The sequence below is a fragment of the Bradyrhizobium sp. 1(2017) genome (assembly GCF_011602485.2).
Lineage (GTDB): Bacteria > Pseudomonadota > Alphaproteobacteria > Rhizobiales > Xanthobacteraceae > Bradyrhizobium.
Window position 1 is genome coordinate 2,008,976 of sequence record NZ_CP050022.2, and the last position, 17,831, is coordinate 2,026,806.

The window sequence follows — 17,831 nt, forward strand, 5'->3', positions numbered from 1 at the left end:
GCCGTCCAGTCATCAGAAATTCTTGGACAGATCCGACTGCAGCCCCGTCTTCGCTTCGACCGGGGTCCGATCGTCCTGGAGCAACTCGGCATAGACCTGCTGCAATTGCCCATGCGTCTTCTGAACGTCATAAAACTGCTTGAACCGGTCGTAGCCGCGCTGCCCCAGCACCTTGAGATCAAGGTCGAGCGCTCGCCGGAAACCGTCGACGAGCGGCTGGACCGCGACGGGCTCGCAAAGCACGCCGGTCACGCCATCGACGACGATCTCGGGCAATGCGCCGCTGCGGAACGCCAGGATGGGTTTGGCCGCGCGCATCGCTTCCAGGGCAACGAGGCCGAAGGCTTCCCATCGTGACGGGATCACGACGAGATCGGCGGCCTCGAGTTGGGTTTCGATGGTCGGGCGGTCGAGCCAGCCCAGCAGGGAGACGTTGGACGGGACGGCCGGACCTTCGTATTTGTTGACGACGGAGGCGCCGATCATGCGGATGTCCAAGACATCCTCGAGCGTGCGCGCCGCTTCGATCAGGAGGTCGAAGCCCTTCTGCCGGTCCAACCGTCCGATGAACAGGACCTTGATCTTCTTGGACGTCCAGTCAGCCGCGACGGGTTGCGGCGTCCGGCTCTTCGAGATGCCGTTGTGGACAAGAGTGAGGCGCTCGGCCGGAATTCCGGCGCGCACCGCCTCGTTGAATTCGTCGCCGGAGATGCAGATGATTCGGTCCGACGTCCGTGCAAGGAGATTTTCCGCCGCTTTCGTCACGAGATGGCTGAGGCGGCCGGTCTCGCGCGAGAACGCCCAGCCATGTGGACAATAGACGACGCTCGGACCATTCGAGCGGGCCGCCAGCGCCGGGCGCAGCACGAGGCCGGCAAACGAGGAATGCAGATGCACCACGTCCGGCTTGAAGGCGTCCAGCGCCTGCATGCTCGCGCGAAACATCTGGAATAGCCCGGAGACGCTGCGGCCCGATCGTTCGAACGTTGTGATCTGGCTGTCATCGACCGCGCCGAGGTCGCGGCGATGGTCCGAAGGCACGACATAGTGCACGTTCTCGGCGCCGAAGCTCGCCTCCTGCTGTGGATGCAGCTCATTCAGGTAGCTCGCAATCCCGCCACGAATCGTCTCGGCGATGTGCAGCACTTTCATCGTTTGCCTTCCGTAGAGCCGCCCAGGAGAGCCGGACATCGTGTATCCCTGTTACGAGTTCGCTAGTGCGAAATACAGTTCCTCGAATACGTAGCGATAATGGGGCAGCGATGTGGTGATGTTGCGCCATGATCATTCGCGCGCGTGCGATCGTTATAAAAACAAAAGAATTTTCATGGAACCAGGCATCAGGCGGCAGGTTGCAAAAGGTTTGTGCAGGAACCATTGCGCGCGACAGGCGAGTTGCGTGAAATTTCAAGCAGCGCTGGCGACGTTAGCCGGCCCTGCAAGGTGATCGAGCAGAGCTTTTGCCGATCTCTTCCACGAATAGAATGCAACGCGATCCTGCTGTCTCATGCGTTCCTGATCAGAGATAGCGCCCGCTGCCAATCTTTCGAGCATGAGCTGCTTCAGCGCTTCGGCGTCGCTGGCGCGAAAATACGCAGCCGCATCACCGCAGGTCTCAACGACCGCATCGGCGGTCGAGGCGATGACCGGACAGCCGAAGATCATGGCTTCGAGCGGCGGCACGCCAAAGCCCTCGTAGAGCGAGGGAAACACGAACGCCGATGCATGCGCATAGAGCGCTGCGATCTCGCTGTCCGTCAGGCGTCCGGCCAGTAGCAGGCCGGCGGCGCCTTCGCCCGAATTGTCTTGGAATACCTTGCTGTTGTCGCCGCCGACGATGACCAGGGGAACGTCAGGGCGGTCGAGCAGCTGGACGGCACGGATTGCGACGGAGAGATTCTTGTTCTTGGTCCGCGAGCCCACATAGAGAAAGAATTTCTGCGGCTGAAGGCCTAGTTTGGCAATGATGCCGGGATCGGACTTCGTCTTGGCGAAGTGCTCTGCGCTGTTGGGCAAGACCGGGATCCCCGCTGGCGACAAATTCAGCACCTCGGCGAGTTCTTTGCGCGAAAAAGCTGAGACGGTTGCGATGCTTGCGTGCCGGGCGAGCAACCGGCCCATGGTCCGGTGAACTGCCAGATAGCGCCAGTTGAAGAAGTCCGGCCTACGAAACACCTGTGCGTCGTGGATCACGACAATGTGGTCGCGATGGAACACGGGGCCGGAATTGGCAAGACTGATCAAGCGGCCTCCCGCAGCGGCGCGCGCCAGCTCGATTTGATCCCAGGCGTGCCCGCGCAAGCGGCCGACGGTCCGAATCTTGATTCGTTCGAGGTGAAGCTCCTCGCTTGCATCCACGGGCGTCAGCAACTGCCAGTCCGCGCTCCGCAGCGCGGCGGGAGTCTGCTCCGACGACAGCTGCGCGTCGATCGCCTTGACGATTTCAGCGGCATAACGCTGAACGCCGGTGAGCTTTTGCGACAGAAAGCGGCCGTTGATGAAGAATTTCAATTGGCTACCACGTTGGTTGATCGGAGTCAGGACGGGCCCTGCCCGACGCGGGCGATGGACGCACAGCGCAAAGGAGCAACCCTTAGGTACAGAAATATGACGCAGCTCTGCAGAGGTTGGCGCTCCGCATGCATGGCTGGGCGCCGCCTTGCTGCGTCTGGGGTCGCGGTGTAGATGTCGCGCATGAGCGATGACACCTATACCCTTCGCAGCGGTGCTCTCACCGCGGCCGTCAAGGCGCACGGCGCCGAGCTGTGCTCGCTGAGGGACGGGGACGGCATCGAATACCTCTGGCAGGCCGGGCCGGAATGGCCGCGCCGTGCGCCGCTGCTGTTTCCGATCGTCGGGCGCCTCGCCAATGACGAATTGCGGCACCGGGGCAAGACGTATCGGATGACCCAGCACGGCTTTGCGCGCGACAGCCGCTTTGCGTGGGGGGAGCGGGCCGAGAGAAGCTGCACGCTGGTGCTCGAGGACAGCGAGGCGACGCGCACGCTCTATCCGTTCGCGTTCCGGCTCACGGCGGCCTTTGCCCTCGATGAGTCCGGTCTTGAGCTGACGCTCATCATCGCCAACACCGGCAAGGAGACCTTGCCGGCTTCGATCGGTGGCCATCCCGCCTTCAATTGGCCGCTCCGATCCGGGTTGGCGAAAGAGAGCTACGCCCTGTCTTTTGCGCATGCGGAATTGTCTCCGGTCCGCCGTCTCGATGGCGGATTGCTGCGCGCCGCCGCAGAGCCTGGACCCGTCAGGGGCACGGTGCTTCCCTTGTCCGAATCCCTGTTCGTCGATGACGCCATCATCTTCGACCGGATCGACAGCGATTCGGTTCGCTACGCTGCGGGACAGGGCGCATCGGCTGGGCCCTGGCTGAAAATGTCCTGGCGCGGCTTTCGCGAGCTCGGCGTCTGGTCGAAACCGGCGGGCGCGCCCTTCCTCTGCATCGAGCCCTGGCGCGGCTATGCCAGTCCTGCCGGTTTCGAAGGTGAGTTCGCCGACAAGCCGGGCCTGATGCATATCGCACCGGGTGCGGAAGAACGCTTGTCGTTCCGAATCGAAGTCGGCTCGTCCTGAGATCGCCGTCAGACCTCGATGCGCGTGAGGTCCTCGCCGAGCACGACCGGTCCTGCATAATCCTGTCTGACATCGTCAAGCAGCGCGCTCAGCATGGCATCGTCGGTGCGCGGACGGTGATGGGTCAGTGCGAGCTTCTTGACCCCAGCCTTGGCCGCGATCTTGCCGACCGTGTCGCCGCAGGCGATCGTGAATTTCGCAAGGCGGCGGAGGTGCTCATTGTTGATCTCGGGCGTTGCGAGGAAGCAGCACTGGACGAGCAGGTCGGCGCCCTCGGCCAGCCGCTCGAGACCGGGGCAGGGGACCGTGTCGCCTGAAATCGCAATGACCTTGCCGTCCGCCTCGAAGCGGTAGCCGAGGCACATCCAGCGCTGGAGGAAGGCCGGCGGCATGTCGAGGCCGTCGCCATGCGAGACGAGCTCGGCGCTGATTTTCCAGCGCCCCGTATCGAGCACGGGGCCCGGCACGATGTCCGTTGCGACGACCGGTTTCCAGCCGCCGAAGCTCGGCTCGCCTCGATCCCGCCAGGTGATGTCCTTGTCGTAGACCTGTGTGATCAGGGTATTGACCAGCCGTTCGGTATCCGGCGGACCATAGATGCGCAGCTCGTCCTTGCGCCCATGCATCCATGAATTCAGCATCACGTCGTAGAGGTCGCCGATGTGGTCGAAATGGTGATGGGTGAGAAAGACCGTATTGATGGCGCCGAGCGGCACGCCGGCGTTGCTGAGCTGCACCATGACGCCGCGCCCTGCGTCGATCAGGATGTTCTCGCCGCCAAGCCTGATGAGCGTGGTCGTCGCCATCCGGCGCGGATCCGGGCGTGGGCCGCCGGTGCCGAGCAATATGACCTCCATGACGCGGCCTCCGGGTGCTGGATTCGGACGCACAGTAGATGCGAAGCGCGCGGCGGAGCAACCGCACGAGACGGGATCGATTTTTCCGAACTAGGAAGCCCTGCCGGCGCGATGGTGCGCCGGATGAGAATTGTGGGGCAATTCATACTTAATGCGTCAAGTTCATGAGCATTATTGTTTGGGCATCACAACACGCCTAGTATCGCGGTGGGTAATTTCGGGGGCTCGAACAGGTCGTGAATGGTCGTTCACATGGCGGCGCGTTGCGCGACGACCTGAATTTTCAGGCAGAGCCACAGGCACATGGGGCATCCAAGATCGTGGCTGATTCCGCACGTCAGGAGTTGCGTCCTAGCGGCCGCGAGCGGCTGATCGTTGTCGAAGACGATCCGGTGACGCGGACGATGCTGGTCGGCTATTTCAACGAGAACAATTTCGACGTGGTCGGGGCCGGCTCCTGCGCGGAATGCCGCCAGGCGCTGCGCGCGCGCACCGACCTCGTCTTTCTCGACGTGCAGCTGCCGGACGGCGACGGTTTCGAACTCGCCAAGGAGATCCAGGCGACCAGCAACGCCGGCATCATCTTCGTGACGCGTCGCGACACCGACGTCGATCGCATCCTCGGCCTCGAGATCGCCGGTGACCACTACGTCACCAAGCCGATCAATCTGCGCGACCTGCTCGCGCGTGCGCGCAGCGTGCTGCGGCGGCGCTCGATCGACCGCAAGGCGGCGCGCAACCACAATTCGATCGCCTTCGGCGACTGGATCATCGACCTGACCCGGCGCGAGCTGCTCGGCAGCGACGGCAAGCCGGTGGCCTTGACCCGTGCCGAATTCGATCTGCTGGCCGCGCTGGTCGGCGCCGACGGCAGGCCGCTCAGCCGCGACTATCTGATCGAAGTGGTCAGCAACCGCCAGGCCGAGGTCGACATCCGCACGGTCGATGCGCTGGTGGCGCGGCTGCGCCGCAAGCTCGTCGGCAGCGGCACGCCCGTGATCGCGACGGTCGCCGGCGTTGGTTACAAGCTCGCGCTCAGCGAGCGGCTCTAGAGTCTGATCCGGAAAAATGTTCAGCGGTCTTCCGAAGAGATCATGCTGAAACGATAGCGGTATCGCCGTCACCGCGATGCGACGCGCTTCCACCTGGCTTTGATGCGCGCCTTGATCTGGCTGATGCGAGCCTCATGGGCCGCCCAATAGGCGCGGCTCGCGGCGGCGGTCCCCTGGCGATAGCGGGCATAAACGGCCTTGGGCGGCGTCGAGATCTGCGGGGCGCTCGCAGCTCTTTCCGGTGCCGCAGGAGCTGCGGGCTTTGACCCGGGCGCCGGATCCGGAGCGGCCGCGACCTCGGCATCCAGGGCCTTCGAATTCATCGCGAGAAGACGGTTACGGGCCCGGTTGCAATAGACTTGCGACCGCGGCGTCATCGCTTCCTCGCCGTGACCGGCCCGGTATTTCATCAGAGCGCGACAGAGGTCCCCGCCCGTGAGACGCCAAGCGCGACTGAGATAAAGCACCCCGTAATGGATGTTGATATCGGGCTCTGCCAGCTCCGCATTGCTTCCGCGGAATCCCAGCATGGCCGCGGTCTCGGGCCGCACCTGCATCAGCCCGATTTCGCCGACGCTGCCGATCACGCCCGGGTTGTAGCCGCTTTCGACGAAGACGACCGCTTCGGCGATATCGGCAGGCAGGTTGGTGCTTGCGGTCTCCCGCTCGATGATTTTCCGGATCGCGGCGCGGGAAGCCGGCGTTTCTCCGGCGCCGAGCTCGCTCGCGCCATCGGCGAGCGTCGCCGTCGTGCGCGGCTCGTCCGGGCCATTGTCCCTGGCGTGCGCACAGATCGGGACGGACAAAAGCGCGGCGAGCGCCAATCGTCTCCACATCGCATTCAGATTGAAACGTGTCCGATCCCCCGGCATGGGCCTCTGATAGAGCTTTGGAGTTAACAAACCGGCCTTTCGGCGCGGCTATCGCGCGCGGGCGCTCTGGTCCTTCGCAGGTCCCTGCGTGGGCCCGGCCAGCCGGTCGTCGACCGCATAGAGCGTGCAGGTGGGGGACCATTTCATGCAGGCGCCAAGTGAATCGCGCTGGGCGTCATCGACGGTCGCGCGGCCCGCACGCCAGCCGTAACCGCCGTTCGGCGACACGGCAAACGCCTTGTGCGGCAGCATGCTGGCGAGATAGCGCGCGAACTCGGCGCGCGCGGCCTCGTTCAGCTGGCGCGGCGGCGGCAGGGGATCGGGCGGGCCCAGGATGTCGCGGCCGACCAGGCCGCGCTCGCGCAGGAAGGCGTCGACATAGGGCGTCCATTGCGGACGGCCGGCGACCGAATAGAGATAATGGCCGTCCTCGCCGTAAGGCGGCGCCGCGATGAACGTCGCATTACCGCCATTGGTGCGAAACCCGTCATGCAGGCGGCGCGCGAGAGCGAGGTCGAAATACGAATCGTTGCTGGCATAGACCCACAGCATCGGCACGCGCGAGGTCCTGCCGAAGGTGGCGAAGGCCTGCACCAGCCCATCCGGATTGCAGACGTCGTCGTCCTCCCGCGAGCCGCGGCCGCCGGCAAAGCTGATCGCGGCGACCAGGCCGGGCGGCGCCTGCGCAGCGAGCGCGACGGTGGCCAGCCCGCCGGCGGAATGGCCGGCCGCGATCATGCCCGTCGTCGTGACGTCAGGCCGGCGCGCCATCGCGTCGATCGCGGCACGCAAATCGGCGACTGCGATTGCGGTTGCCGGCAGGTAGGCAGCCTTCGCACAACCGCCGAGGCTGTCGATCCGCCCGCCCGGCGAGGTGCCGTAGCCGCGCCGCATCACGACCAGCGCCGCAAAGCCGCGCCGGGCATATTCGAGCGCGATGCCGTAATATTTGTGCGCCGACATGGCCGCGCGGTCGTCGAAGCTGCGCGGTGTGCCGTGGCTGAGCAGCGCGAGCGGATAGCGCTTCGGCCCCGCCGGCCGCACCAGGAACGCCTCCAGCCCCTGCGGCCCGGCCTCCGCCATGGGGATGCGAATGTCCTCGGTGTAGAATTCCGCGGCCACGGCACGGGACGGCGCGCTCGCCAGCACAAGCCAGATGGTCAGCAGATGCAACAGCTTGCACGAAGGCGCCATGACACGATTCGAATGGCCGGAATGCCTCCAGGATAGCATGATCCTGCAAAAAGCATCGCGGGAACGACAACCACTTGTCGTCCCGCCGCCTTCACCTTTGGACCGGCGCCCCGGAGTTTGCCGTGTCGCCATGGAGTTCGCGTTCGAACCGGCGTTTGATCTTGGCGAGGTCGTGATCCACGGCGGCGTTGCGCAGCATGGGGTTGAGTTCGATGTCGGTTCGCTCGACGTGCGCCGGGGACGCAAGAGTCAAGGAACTGGCGAGCAGCAGGGCCGTTGCGAAAATGGTCATGCCGCTATCCAGGCGTCCAAATGCGGCCATTTGTTGCCGGGATGGGTTGGCGGGTGAAAGCCCAATGCTATGGTGCAGCACGACCTCAATTTGACAACGACGAGGTACTTCAGTGGCTGATGTTCATCCCGCGGCGGGCAAGCAGGCCTCGCCGGACGCGCTCACCAACATCCCGCGGCTGGTGACAGCCTATTTCGCCGGCAAGCCCGATGTGTCCGACCCCGGGCAGCGGGTGGCGTTCGGCACTTCGGGTCATCGCGGCACCTCGTTCAAGAACACCTTCAACGAAGGCCACATCCTCGCGACCACGCAGGCCATTTGCGATTACCGGCGAGAGAAGGGGCTGACCGGCCCGCTATACATCGGCATCGACACCCATGCGCTGGCCGAGCCCGCGCTCGCAAGCGCCGTCGAAGTATTCGCGGCCAACGGCGTCGAGATCATGATCGACAAGGACGGCGGCTACACGCCGACGCCGGTGATCTCGCACGCGATCCTGACCTACAACAAGGGGCGCACGAGCGGCCTTGCCGACGGCGTCGTCATCACGCCATCGCACAATCCCCCCGAGGACGGCGGTTACAAATACAATCCGCCGCATGGCGGCCCCGCCGACACCGACGCGACGTCCGTGATCGAGAAGCGCGCCAATGCTTATCTCGCCGACGCGCTCACGGGCGTGAGGCGCATCGACTACGCCAGGGCGAAGAAATCCGCGAACGTCCACGCCTACGACTTCATCACGCCCTACGTCGCCGATCTCGGCAATGTCGTCGACCTCGACCTCGTGAAATCCGCCGGCGTCAACATCGGCATCGACCCGCTCGGCGGCGCCGCCGTGCATTATTGGCATCCGATCATCGAGCGCTACGGCCTGAAGGCCACCGTGGTGAACGAGGCGATCGACCCGACCTTCCGCTTCATGACGGTCGATTGGGACGGCAAGATCCGCATGGACTGCTCCTCGCCTTACGCGATGGCGAGCCTGATCGCGATGCGCGACCGCTTCGACGTCGCCTTCGCCAACGACACCGATGCGGATCGCCACGGCATCGTGACGCGCACCGGCGGCCTGATGAATCCGAACCATTATCTGGCGACCGCGATCTCTTACCTGTTCGCGCACCGCCCGAACTGGGGCAGGGACGCCGCGATCGGCAAGACCGTGGTGTCGAGCTCCATCATCGACCGTGTCGCGAAGAAGCTCGGCCGCAAGCTGGTCGAGACGCCGGTCGGCTTCAAATGGTTCGTCGACGGCCTTCTCAGCGGCTCCTTCGGTTTCGGCGGCGAGGAGAGCGCGGGCGCCTCGTTCCTGCGCCGCGACGGCACGGTGTGGACCACGGACAAGGACGGAATCATCCTCGGCCTGCTCGCCGCCGAGATCACGGCCAAGACCGGCCGCGATCCCAGCCAGCTCTTCAATGATCTCACAGCCGAGTTCGGCGTGCCCCATTACGCGCGCATCGACGTTGCCGCGACCGGGCCGCAAAAGAACATCCTGAAATCGGTCACGCCCGAGCAACTCGGGCTGAAGGACCTCGCCGGCGATCCCGTTCGCACGACGCTGAGCAAGGCGCCCGGCAACGGCCAATCCTTCGGCGGCATCAAGGTCGAGACCGATTTCGGCTGGTTTGCCGCACGGCCGTCAGGCACCGAGGACGTCTACAAGATCTATGCGGAAAGCTTTCGTAGCACCGAGCACCTGAAGCGGATTCAGGAGGAAGCCAAGGCGGGGCTGGCGCGGGTGTTCGGGGCTTAGGACACACCGAGGCCGGGGTCGCTCTCACGCCTCTCCCGGGGAGGGGCGCCGTATCCTCCGGTGTCATCGCCCGCGCAGGCGGGCGATCCAGTACTCCGCGGCGGAAGTTTTCCAGACGACTGACCGCCGCGGAGTACTGGATTCCCCGCTTTCGCGGGGAAATGACACTGATTGCTGCTTGTATACATTCGCCCGAGCATAGGTAATATAATACGCCATTTTTGAACTTGAATGCTTTCTCACCTCCGGTATTGTATACAAAGCGCATACATAAGCCTCGGGAGATCGCCGGTGACAAAACCCTTCCCCATGAATGCCTGGTACGCCGCCGCCTGGGACGCCGAGGTGAAGCCGGCGCTGCTGCCGCGGACGATCTGCGGCAAGCACATCGTCATGTACCGCAAGGCCGATGGCTCTGTGGCCGCGCTGGAGGACGCCTGCTGGCATCGCCTGGTGCCCTTGTCCAAGGGCCGGCTCGAAGGTGACACCGTGGTCTGCGGCTATCACGGCCTGAAATACAATGCACAGGGCCGCTGCACCTTCATGCCGTCGCAGGAGACCATCAATCCATCGGCCTGCGTGCGCGCCTATCCCGTGGTCGAGCGTCACCGTTACATCTGGCTCTGGATGGGCGATCCCGCACTGGCCGATCCCGCGCTCGTCCCCGACATGCACTGGAATCACGACCCGGCCTGGGCCGGCGACGGCAAGACCATCCACGTCAAATGCGACTATCGCCTCGTGCTCGACAATCTCATGGACCTCACCCACGAGACCTTCGTGCACGGCTCTTCCATCGGCAACGATGCCGTGGCCGAGGCGCCGTTCGACGTCACCCATGGCGAGAAGACGGTGACCGTGACGCGCTGGATGCGCGGCATCGAGCCGCCCCCGTTCTGGGCCAAGCAGCTCGGCAAGCCCGGTCTCGTCGACCGCTGGCAGATCATCCGCTTCGAGGCCCCGTGCACCATCGCCATCGACGTCGGGGTCGCGCCGACCGGCACCGGCGCGCCGGAGGGCGATCGCTCGCACGGCGTCAACGGCTTCGTGCTCAACACGATCACGCCGGAGACCGAGAAGACCTGCCACTATTTCTGGGCTTTCGTGCGCAACTATCAGCTCGGCGAGCAGCGCATCACAACCGAGATCCGCGAGGGCGTCTCCGGCATCTTCCACGAGGACGAGCTGATCCTCGAAGCGCAGCAGCGCGCGATGGACGAGAACCCCGACCGCATCTTCTACAACCTCAACATCGACGCCGGTGCGATGTGGACGCGCAGGCTGATCGACAAGATGGTGGCGAAGGAAAATCCGCCGCAGCACCTTCAGGCCGCGGAGTAGGCGGACATGGCCGAACGTGAGGTCGACCGTTCCGTCTCGCAGACCGTGAAGGCGCAGCTCGCGCTGCGCGACCAGATCCTGTCGGGCACCTTGCGCCCTGGCGAGCGCATCTCCGAGCTCCAGGCGGTGGAGACGACCGGCGCCTCGCGCACGCCGGTGCGCATGGCGCTGGTGCGGCTGGAGGAGGAGGGGCTGCTGGAGGCGATACCCTCCGGCGGCTTCATGGTGAAGGCGTTTTCGGAGCGCGACATCTCCGATTCGATCGAGCTGCGCGGCACGCTGGAGGGCCTCGCCGCACGTTTCGCCGCCGAGCGTGGCGTCTCCGCGCGCGAGCTCGAGCCGCTGAAGGAGTGCTTGGCTGCGATCGATGAATTGCTGCGCCAGGTGCCGATCTCGATCGAAGCGTTCTCGTCCTACGTCGCGCTGAATGCGCGCTTCCACGCGCTGCTGACTGAACTTTCGCGCAGTCCGCCTTTGATCCGGCAGATCGACCGCGCCTCGGCGCTGCCGTTCGCATCCCCAAGCGGCTTCGTGATGGCGCAATCCGCGCTACCCGAGGCGCAGCAGATCCTGATCATCGGCCAGGAGCACCATCGCGTCGTGATCGACGCCATCGAGAACCGCGAGGGTGCGCGCGCCGAAGCCATCATGCGTGAGCATGCGCGGCTCGCCGTGCGAAATCTGCGCCTTGCGCTGCGCAACCGGACCCATCTCGACCTCTTGCCGGCGCTCGCGCTGATCAAGACCACAACCGATTGAGGGCCGCCGCCATGCGCTTCATCGAAACCTGGATTCCGGCAACGCTGGTCTCGACCCGCGACCTCGCCCCCGGCATCCGCGAATTCCTGATCCGGCCTGACCAGTTCGACGGCGCGGCCTATCCGGTCGGCAGCCACATCAATGTCAGCGTCACCATCGACGGCTTGCCGGAGACGCGCTCCTACTCGCTGGTTGGCGAGGCCTCGTCGCAGGGATTCAGGATCGCGGTGCGCCGCGCTGAGGATTCCCGCGGCGGCTCGCGCTACATGTGGCAGCTCAAGCCGAGCGCGCGGCTCGACATCACCCAGCCCGCATCGCTGCTCGCGGTGGACTGGGCCCGCGAAAGCTATTGCCTGATCGCCGGCGGCATCGGCATCACGCCGATCCTCGGTGCCGCGCAGGCGCTGTCCCGCCGCGGTGTCGACGTCACGCTGCACTATGCCGTGCGCTCGCGTCGCGAGGCCGCCTATCTCGACGAGCTCGCCGCGATGCTTGGCAATCGCCTCGTCGTCCATGCCGGCGACGAAGTCAATCGGGTCGATCTCGATGCGCTCTTTGCCGCAGTGCCCAGGGGCGCGCTCGCGCTGTTCTGCGGTCCGATGCGCATGCTCGACGCCGCGCGCCACGCCTGGATCGGCGCCGGTCATCCGCTGCCCGACCTGCGCTACGAGACGTTCGGCTCCAGTGGCACGCTGCCGACCGAGACGTTCCGGGTGCGTCTGAAGGGGTCGAATGTCGAGCTTGAAATCCCGCGCGAGCGCTCGATGCTGGATGTGCTCAATGCCAGCGGCCACGACGTGATGTATGATTGCAAGCGCGGCGAATGCGGCCTTTGCGCCATCGACGTGGTCAAAGTCGACGGCGAGATCGACCACCGCGACGTCTTCTTCAGCGACCACCAGAAGAGAAGCAACCAGAAGATCTGCGCCTGCGTCTCCCGCGCGCGCGGCACCATCACGGTGGATACGCTGCTGCGGGCGGATGCGATTTGATCGAGATCGAATCCGGACCGGCGAGGGAGCGCACCTCCGTGGCGGCAGCACCGATTGTAATCCGATCGAGTCCTACGCCGCGTAGATCGCCCGGTACGTTTTCGTGTCCAGCAACGCCATCACGCCATCGGCGGCCACGGGGCGGCTGATCAGATAGCCCTGCACTTCGTCGCAAGCGATCTGGCGCAGATATTCGAGCTGGTCGGCGGTCTCGACGCCTTCGGCGACGACGCCGATCTTGAGGTCGCGCGCGAGCGAGATCACCGACTTCACGATGGCGGCGCAGTCCGGCTGCACCAGCATGTCACGGATGAAGGACTGGTCGATTTTGATGCGGCTGAACGGCAGCTTGCGCAGATAAGTCAGCGAGGAGAAGCCGGTGCCGAAATCGTCGAGCGCCACGGTGACGCCGAGTTGCAAGAGCGCGTTCAGGACCGAGGCGGCCGAGCCGTATTTCGACAGTAGCATCGATTCCGTGATCTCGATCTCGAGCCGGCTGGGCGAGACCTTCGCATCGGCCAGCGCCTGCACGATGGTTTGCAGGATCGCCGTGTTGTGAAATTGCGCCGCGGAGAAGTTCACGGCGACCCTGATCTCATCAGGCCATTGCGCCACCGTCGTGCAGGCGCGGCGGATGACCCATTCGCCGATCTCGTGGATCAACCCGGTCTCCTCCGCGATCGGGATGAATTCGCTCGGCGGCACCAGTCCGCGCGTGGGATGCTGCCAGCGCAGCAGCGCCTCGAAGCCGGTGATGCGGTTGTCGCCGAGATCGAGGAACGGCTGGAACACCAGGAACAGCTCGTTCCTCGCGATCGCGCCGGCGAGATCCGATTGCAGCGCCTTGCGATCGCGCGACGCCTTGTCGTCGGTTTCCTCGAAGAAGCAGACCGTGCCAGCTCCCGCCTTCTTGGCGCGGTAGAGCGCAGCGTCGGCGTTCTTCATGATGTCGAGCGTCGTGTTGCCATCGCGCGGCGCCACCACGATGCCGACGCTGGTCGCGCCGACGATCTGGCGGCCCTCGATCTGGAACGGCTCCGCGAACGCCGCGACGAAGCGCTCGGCGATCTCGAGCGCATCTTGGGGCCGCGCCAGATTATTCATGACCAGCGCGAATTCGTCGCCCCCGATGCGCGCGACATGCTCGGCGGCGCGCGTGCAGCGTTGCAGGCGGCTGGCGACCTGGACCAGGAATTCGTCGCCTGCGGGATGGCCGAACTGGTCGTTGACCTCCTTGAAGCGATCGAGATCGAGCAGCAGCACCGCGAACTCCTCGCCGGACAGCGTCAGCCGCTTCAGCGCGGCGTCGAGCGTCTCGTTGAAGGCGACGCGGTTGGGCAGATGGGTGAGGGGATCCTGCCGCACCGTGCGCTCCGCCTCGATCTGCCGCATCACGCGCCGCGCGAACGCGGTCGAATTGACGAACACGCCGCGCAGCAGCACGCTGCCATAGACCACGACGAGGAAGGCGATCAGCAGGAAGGCGAGATCGCCGTTCCTGCCGAGGCAGATGGCGATGCCGAGGAAGATCGGCGCCGTGAAGGCGATGGCCGCGATCGGGATCGTGGCGAAGGCCAGCGCGCCGCCGGCCAGCATGCCCGAGCAAAGGCAGGTGATGACGAGCTGGCCGCCGGTTGAGGCATCGGCGAAGAAGGCGACCGGGACGATGCCCCAGGCCGCGCCGAGGATGAAGGCGTTGCGCACCAGCCGATGCATGGCGCGGCGCGAGACGAATTGCGGCTTGGTGATGCGGCGCGCGGCGTGCGATTGCATGCCGAACCCGATCGCGGCGCTCGCGACGGCCGCGGCCCAGATCAGGCCAGGTATCCTGTCCGGCGACTGCCACAGCGCGATCGCCAGCACGATGGCGTTGCACGCATTGGCGAGCATGATGCCGACGGAATAGCCGAGCACGAGCGACATCTGTTCGGCGCGGATATGGCCGGCCACGGCTTCGTCGGTTGCAGGACCGCCAAAGGCCGACAGATCGCCGGCGAACAGCCGCGCGAAATAGCTGGTCGTTTGAGTCCGCATTCCAGGGCCTAGCAGCTTGGGCCGGTGGTCCGGCACGGACTTGAGAGTTCGCCGCAAACCTTTGACGAACTATGAATTTTCCGCCCTGGTGGCGGTCGGCGTGACCACATCTGCGTGTTCAAATTCGAGGTATCGATAACAAATCGATACAAATGCGCCCTCCCGCGTTACAGGTGTAACGGCAGGAAGCCTTCGGTAAGACTGTTCGTTACTAACTCCGCTGTCATGTCCCGGCTTGACCGGGCATCCAGTACGCTGAGGCCCCTCGGTTCAATCACCGTCCTCCCGGATTGCTGGATCGCCGAGCGGGGCGGTGACACCGATGCTGAGTGGCGGGTCACCGCCCCAACTGCTTCGGATCGTAATAGAACCGTTCCTCGACGAGTTGATCGCCCCGCCAGGTCTGCCACGCGATCTCGTCGAGCGTGCGCGTGATGCCTTCGGCGTTGGTGAAGCTGAAGCTCCAGCGCGTCGCGACATGGTCGCCGTCGATCAGGCTCGGCCCGATGCGCACGGCCCTGACCTCCTTCGAAGCGGCCAGCACGCCGCGCTCCTTGGCGATGAGCTTGTCGCGCCCGATCGTCGGAGCGGCGTTGTTTTCATAGGTCACGGCATCGGGCGTGCAGAACTGCTCGATGGCGCCGACGAAGTCTCCGGCCTCCAGCCGTCGCGCAAAGGCTTCAACCACATCACGGCTTGGCATGGCGCACCTCGTGATAAAACCGACTATTAGTCGGTAAATACCGACCGCTGGTCGAAAAGTCAACTGGCCCGCTGACGCCGATTGGACTAGACGAGACGCATGGCAAAACAGGCGGAACGGCGCGCAGCGACGACCGAAGCGATCCTGACGGCGGCACGCCGCCTGTTCGGGAGCCGGGGCTTCGCCGCCACCACCATGGACGAGATTGCCGAGGCCGCCCGCATCGCCAAGGGCGCGGTCTATCATCACTTCAAGACCAAGGAGGCAGTGTTCGAGGCCGTGTTCGACCAGGTCTCGCGCGACCTCGTCGTCGAGATCGACAGCGCCGCGCGCGCCGAGAAGGACGTGCTCGCCGCCATGGTCGCAGGCACCCAGCACTATTTTGCGACGACCGCCAACGGTCCGACCGGTCAGATCATCCTGCGCGACGGGCCGGCCGTGCTCGGCTGGGAGCGCTGGCGCGAGATCGATGCTCGGCATTTTGGCGGCAAGCTGCCCCGCGCGCTCTCCGCCGCGATGGAGGCCGGCCTGATGGCGCGCCAGCCGGTCGAGCCGCTGGCGCGGCTGCTGCTCGGCGCGGTGACGGAAGCCGCAGTCGCCTGCGCCGGGCGTGCCGATATCGCAAGGGCAGGCGCGGAATATGCCCGTGCGTTCAAGTCGCTGGTCGAGGCGCTGCGCGTGCGGGAATGATTGTGCTAGTGACGACACGGAAACGCCCACTCAAGCAAGAAGAACAGTAGCGCATGAACGCAACTTCCTCCCTCCCATCCTTCGATTCCGAATTCGATTACATCATCGTCGGCGCCGGCTCCGCCGGCTGCGTCCTTGCCAACCGGCTGTCTGCGAACGGCAAGCACAGCGTGCTGCTGCTCGAAGCGGGCCCGAAGGATTCCAACATCTGGATCCACGTGCCGCTCGGCTACGGAAAGCTGTTCAAGGAGAAGACCGTCAACTGGATGTATCAGACCGAGCCGGAGCCCGAGCTGAAGGGGCGGCAAGTGTTCCAGCCGCGCGGCAAGACGCTGGGCGGATCGAGCTCGATCAACGGCCTGCTCTATGTCCGGGGCCAGCACGAGGACTATGATCGCTGGCGCCAGCTCGGCAACACCGGCTGGGGCTATGACGACGTGCTGCCGTACTTCAAGAAGGCTGAGAACCAGTCGCGCGGCGCCGATCAGTATCACGGCACGGGCGGACCGCTGCCGGTGTCCAACATGGTCATGACCGATCCGTTGTCGAAAGCCTTCATCGACGCCGCGGTCGAGACCGGGCTGCCCTACAATCCCGATTTCAACGGCGCCACGCAAGAAGGCGTCGGCCTGTTTCAGACCACGACGCGCAACGGTCGTCGCGCCTCGACGTCGGTAGCCTATCTCGGCCCCGCCAGGACGCGCGGCAATCTCAAGATCGAGACCTCCGCTCACGCTCAGCGCATCCTGTTCGAGGGGCGTCGCGCCATCGGGGTCGAGTACCGGCAGGGGTCGGCCGTGCGCCGGGCGCGCGCGCGCAAGGAGGTCGTGCTGTCGAGCGGCGCCTACAACTCGCCTCAGCTGCTTCAGCTCTCGGGCGTCGGCCCCGGCGATCTCCTGCGCAAGCACGGCATCGAGGTGGTGCTGGACGCTGCCGGCGTAGGCCACGATCTTCAGGACCACATGCAGGTCCGCATCGTGATGCGCTGCTCGCAAAAGATCACGCTGAACGACACCGTCAATCATCCGCTTCGCCGCACCATGGCGGGTGCGCGTTATGCGCTCTTCCGCAAGGGCTGGCTGACGATCGCCGCCGGCACGGCGGGCGCGTTCTTCAAGACCAGCCCGCGGCTGGCTTCGCCCGACATCCAGGTGCACTTTCTGCCGTTCTCGACCGACAAGATGGGCGAGAAGCTGCACGACTTCTCCGGCTTCACCGCCTCGGTGTGCCAGCTCCGGCCCGAGAGCCGCGGCTCCTTGCGCATCAAGAGCGCCGACCCGAGCGTGCCGCCGGAGATCCGCATCAACTACATGTCGACCGAGACCGACCGCACCACCAACGTCGAAGGCATCAAGATCCTGCGAAAGATATTGAACGCATCGGCGCTGAAGCCGTTTGTGGTCAGCGAGTACGATCCCGGGACAAAGGTATCCACGGATGCCGAGATACTGGATTATTGCCGTGAGCGCGGCAGCACCATCTACCATCCCACCTCGACCTGTCGTATGGGCAATGACGCGCTCGCGGTGGTGGACCAGCGGCTGAAGGTGAAGGGGCTCGAAGGCCTTCGCGTCGTCGACGGTTCGATCATGCCGGACCTCGTATCCGGGAACACCAACGCGCCGATCATCATGATCGCCGAAAAGGCCTCCGACATGATATTGGAGGATGCGCGGTAAACCGCGTCTTGAGAGGGTTTGG

Annotated in this window: 16 protein-coding genes; 8 read left to right on the forward strand and 8 right to left on the reverse strand. The window is 64.9% G+C overall.

The genetic code is table 11. From position 1 onward, the window contains the following. Positions 1 to 12 precede the first annotated feature (12 nt). Positions 13 to 1,152: a glycosyltransferase gene (locus tag HAP40_RS09610; RefSeq protein WP_166818035.1), complete on the reverse strand. Its 1,140-nt coding sequence runs from the start codon at positions 1,150 to 1,152 to the stop codon at positions 13 to 15. Positions 1,153 to 1,407: 255 nt separating this feature from the next. Beyond that, complete coding sequence (locus tag HAP40_RS09615; protein WP_166819562.1) at positions 1,408 to 2,511, reverse strand: glycosyltransferase family 4 protein; 1,104 nt, start codon at positions 2,509 to 2,511, stop codon at positions 1,408 to 1,410. 183 nt (positions 2,512 to 2,694) lie between these two features. On the opposite strand from HAP40_RS09615, the gene HAP40_RS09620 reads away from it, so the two are divergent. Next, a complete protein-coding gene (locus tag HAP40_RS09620; RefSeq protein ID WP_166818034.1) occupies positions 2,695 to 3,585 on the forward strand; it encodes an aldose 1-epimerase family protein in 891 nt (296 codons plus the stop codon). Between the two features lie 8 nt (positions 3,586 to 3,593). Here HAP40_RS09620 and HAP40_RS09625 read toward each other — a convergent pair whose 3' ends face one another. Then, positions 3,594 to 4,442 carry an MBL fold metallo-hydrolase gene (locus tag HAP40_RS09625; protein ID WP_166818033.1) on the reverse strand — a complete coding sequence of 283 codons (849 nt, stop codon included), beginning with the start codon at positions 4,440 to 4,442 and terminating at the stop codon, positions 3,594 to 3,596. 236 nt (positions 4,443 to 4,678) lie between these two features. Between HAP40_RS09625 and HAP40_RS09630 the strand changes: the two genes are divergently transcribed. Further along, positions 4,679 to 5,494: a response regulator transcription factor gene (locus tag HAP40_RS09630; RefSeq protein WP_166818032.1), complete on the forward strand. Its 816-nt coding sequence runs from the start codon at positions 4,679 to 4,681 to the stop codon at positions 5,492 to 5,494. A 68-nt stretch (positions 5,495 to 5,562) separates the two neighbouring features. Here HAP40_RS09630 and HAP40_RS09635 read toward each other — a convergent pair whose 3' ends face one another. The 3 genes from HAP40_RS09635 to HAP40_RS09645 all read right to left on the reverse strand — a co-directional run bounded on the left by HAP40_RS09635 (position 5,563) and on the right by HAP40_RS09645 (position 7,852). Then, positions 5,563 to 6,330, reverse strand: coding sequence for a transglycosylase SLT domain-containing protein (locus HAP40_RS09635; protein WP_414645379.1), 768 nt, complete (start codon positions 6,328 to 6,330; stop codon positions 5,563 to 5,565). Positions 6,331 to 6,414: 84 nt separating this feature from the next. Further along, positions 6,415 to 7,560: an alpha/beta hydrolase family protein gene (locus HAP40_RS09640; RefSeq protein WP_166818030.1), complete on the reverse strand. Its 1,146-nt coding sequence runs from the start codon at positions 7,558 to 7,560 to the stop codon at positions 6,415 to 6,417. A 91-nt stretch (positions 7,561 to 7,651) separates the two neighbouring features. Next, complete coding sequence (locus HAP40_RS09645) at positions 7,652 to 7,852, reverse strand: hypothetical protein (RefSeq protein WP_166818029.1); 201 nt, start codon at positions 7,850 to 7,852, stop codon at positions 7,652 to 7,654. 112 nt (positions 7,853 to 7,964) lie between these two features. Here HAP40_RS09645 and pgm point away from each other — a divergent pair, with 112 nt between their 5' ends. From pgm to HAP40_RS09665, 4 genes are all read left to right on the forward strand, one after another. After that, on the forward strand, positions 7,965 to 9,611 hold the full coding sequence (pgm, locus tag HAP40_RS09650; protein WP_166818028.1) for a phosphoglucomutase (alpha-D-glucose-1,6-bisphosphate-dependent): 1,647 nt from the start codon (positions 7,965 to 7,967) through the stop codon (positions 9,609 to 9,611). 291 nt (positions 9,612 to 9,902) lie between these two features. Next, entirely contained in the window at positions 9,903 to 10,952 is a 1,050-nt protein-coding gene (locus HAP40_RS09655) for an aromatic ring-hydroxylating dioxygenase subunit alpha (protein ID WP_166818027.1), read from the forward strand. 6 nt (positions 10,953 to 10,958) lie between these two features. Further along, positions 10,959 to 11,711: a GntR family transcriptional regulator gene (locus HAP40_RS09660; RefSeq protein ID WP_166818026.1), complete on the forward strand. Its 753-nt coding sequence runs from the start codon at positions 10,959 to 10,961 to the stop codon at positions 11,709 to 11,711. Between the two features lie 11 nt (positions 11,712 to 11,722). Then, the gene (locus HAP40_RS09665; RefSeq protein WP_166818025.1) at positions 11,723 to 12,703 is read left to right on the forward strand and encodes a PDR/VanB family oxidoreductase; all 981 of its coding nucleotides are present in this window, start codon (positions 11,723 to 11,725) and stop codon (positions 12,701 to 12,703) included. 72 nt (positions 12,704 to 12,775) lie between these two features. Here HAP40_RS09665 and HAP40_RS09670 read toward each other — a convergent pair whose 3' ends face one another. Continuing rightward, entirely contained in the window at positions 12,776 to 14,737 is a 1,962-nt protein-coding gene (locus HAP40_RS09670; RefSeq protein ID WP_166818024.1) for a putative bifunctional diguanylate cyclase/phosphodiesterase, read from the reverse strand. 337 nt (positions 14,738 to 15,074) lie between these two features. Then, a complete protein-coding gene (locus tag HAP40_RS09675; protein ID WP_166818023.1) occupies positions 15,075 to 15,440 on the reverse strand; it encodes a nuclear transport factor 2 family protein in 366 nt (121 codons plus the stop codon). A gap of 99 nt (positions 15,441 to 15,539) precedes the next feature. Here HAP40_RS09675 and HAP40_RS09680 point away from each other — a divergent pair, with 99 nt between their 5' ends. After that, positions 15,540 to 16,130 (forward strand): TetR/AcrR family transcriptional regulator, encoded by a 591-nt coding sequence (locus HAP40_RS09680; RefSeq protein ID WP_166818022.1) that lies wholly within the window; start codon positions 15,540 to 15,542, stop codon positions 16,128 to 16,130. 53 nt (positions 16,131 to 16,183) lie between these two features. After that, positions 16,184 to 17,809 (forward strand): GMC family oxidoreductase, encoded by a 1,626-nt coding sequence (locus HAP40_RS09685; RefSeq protein ID WP_166818021.1) that lies wholly within the window; start codon positions 16,184 to 16,186, stop codon positions 17,807 to 17,809. Positions 17,810 to 17,831 lie beyond the last annotated feature (22 nt).

Coding starts and splice junctions, on each gene's coding strand:
- HAP40_RS09610 (WP_166818035.1), bottom strand. CDS start 1,152: ATGAAAGTGCTGCACATCGCCGAGACGATTCGTGGCGGGATTGCGAGC.
- HAP40_RS09645 (WP_166818029.1), bottom strand. CDS start 7,852: ATGACCATTTTCGCAACGGCCCTGCTGCTCGCCAGTTCCTTGACTCTT.
- HAP40_RS09620 (WP_166818034.1), top strand. CDS start 2,695: ATGAGCGATGACACCTATACCCTTCGCAGCGGTGCTCTCACCGCGGCC.
- HAP40_RS09675 (WP_166818023.1), bottom strand. CDS start 15,440: ATGCCAAGCCGTGATGTGGTTGAAGCCTTTGCGCGACGGCTGGAGGCC.
- HAP40_RS09635 (WP_414645379.1), bottom strand. CDS start 6,330: ATGTGGAGACGATTGGCGCTCGCCGCGCTTTTGTCCGTCCCGATCTGT.
- HAP40_RS09640 (WP_166818030.1), bottom strand. CDS start 7,560: ATGGCGCCTTCGTGCAAGCTGTTGCATCTGCTGACCATCTGGCTTGTG.
- HAP40_RS09665 (WP_166818025.1), top strand. CDS start 11,723: ATGCGCTTCATCGAAACCTGGATTCCGGCAACGCTGGTCTCGACCCGC.
- HAP40_RS09680 (WP_166818022.1), top strand. CDS start 15,540: ATGGCAAAACAGGCGGAACGGCGCGCAGCGACGACCGAAGCGATCCTG.
- HAP40_RS09625 (WP_166818033.1), bottom strand. CDS start 4,442: ATGGAGGTCATATTGCTCGGCACCGGCGGCCCACGCCCGGATCCGCGC.
- HAP40_RS09685 (WP_166818021.1), top strand. CDS start 16,184: ATGAACGCAACTTCCTCCCTCCCATCCTTCGATTCCGAATTCGATTAC.
- HAP40_RS09660 (WP_166818026.1), top strand. CDS start 10,959: ATGGCCGAACGTGAGGTCGACCGTTCCGTCTCGCAGACCGTGAAGGCG.
- HAP40_RS09670 (WP_166818024.1), bottom strand. CDS start 14,737: ATGCGGACTCAAACGACCAGCTATTTCGCGCGGCTGTTCGCCGGCGAT.